Source organism: Streptomyces sp. NPDC036815, assembly GCF_055609205.1.
On sequence record NZ_JBVJPW010000054.1, the window covers coordinates 1 to 1211 of the forward strand.

General features: G+C 66.1%; 1 protein-coding gene. It reads left to right on the top strand.

Annotated elements, in window-relative coordinates:
- On the top strand, positions 1-1211 hold a 1211-nt coding region (locus ACZ69I_RS39000; RefSeq protein WP_470837262.1), incomplete at both ends, for an ABC transporter substrate-binding protein.

Consider the following 1211-nt stretch of genomic DNA (forward strand, 5'->3'; position numbering starts at 1 on the left):
GACGAGAAGGCCAAGGTCTTCAAGTGCGAGCTGCGCGACGGGCTGAAGTTCAGCAACGGCAACGCGCTGACCTCGAAGGACGTCAAGTTCTCCTTCGACCGCATGCGGCACATCAAGGACGACGCCGGTCCGGCGATCATGTTCCCGATGCTCGGCCGGGTGGAGACCCCGAACGCGAAGACGGTCGTCTTCAAGCTGAAGTACTCCGACGCGACCTTCCCCAGCAAGATCGCTTCGGGCGCGGGCTCGATCGTGGACCACCGCGAGTACGACATGAACGCGCTGCGCGAGGACGGCAAGGCGGTCGGCTCCGGCCCGTACAAGCTGGACTCGTTCGGCAAGGAGCAGGCGGTCTTCTCCGTCAACTCCGACTACCGGGGCACCGCCAAGGTGAAGAACGAGGGCGTGGCCATCAAGTTCTTCCACGGCGACCAGAAGGGCCTCAAGAAGGCCCTCCTGGACGACAAGATCGATCTGGCCTACCGAGGACTCGCCGCCGCGGACATCGCGGACATCGAGCAGGACACCTCGGGGAGCAAGGACGTCGACATCGTCGAGGGCACCAGCGCCGAGGTCCAGCACCTGGTCTTCAACACGAAGGACCCGGTGGCCGGCAAGCTCGGCGTGCGCAAGGCCATCGCCTACCTCCTGGACCGGGACGCCCTGGTCGACGAGGTCTACCAGGGCACGGCGACGCCGCTCTACTCGATCGTCCCGGCGGGCATCGGCGGCCACAACACCGCGTTCTTCGACACGTACGGCGCCCGCCCGCAGCGCGCGAAGGCGTCCGCCGCACTGCGCGGCGACGGCATCAACGGCAAGGTCAAGCTCACCCTCTGGTCGACCCCCTCGCGCTACGGCCCGGCCACGGACCAGGAGCTGAAGGCCATCGCCAAGCAGCTCAACGCCTCCGGTCTGTTCGACGCCGACGTGAAGTCCGTCGGCTTCGACCAGTACGAGAAGGACATCGAGGCCGGCAAGTACGGCGTCTACGTCAAGGGCTGGGTGCCGGACTACCCGGACGCCGACAACTTCACCCAGCCGTTCTTCGGCAAGGGCAACGTCCTCGGCAACGGCTTCGAGAACAACGCCATCACCGGGAAGATCATCCCGCACACCGCCACGGAGAGCGACCGCACCAAGACCGACAAGCAGTACGGCGAGCTGCAGGACATCGTGGCTCAGCAGCTGCCCGTCCTGCCGGTCTGGCA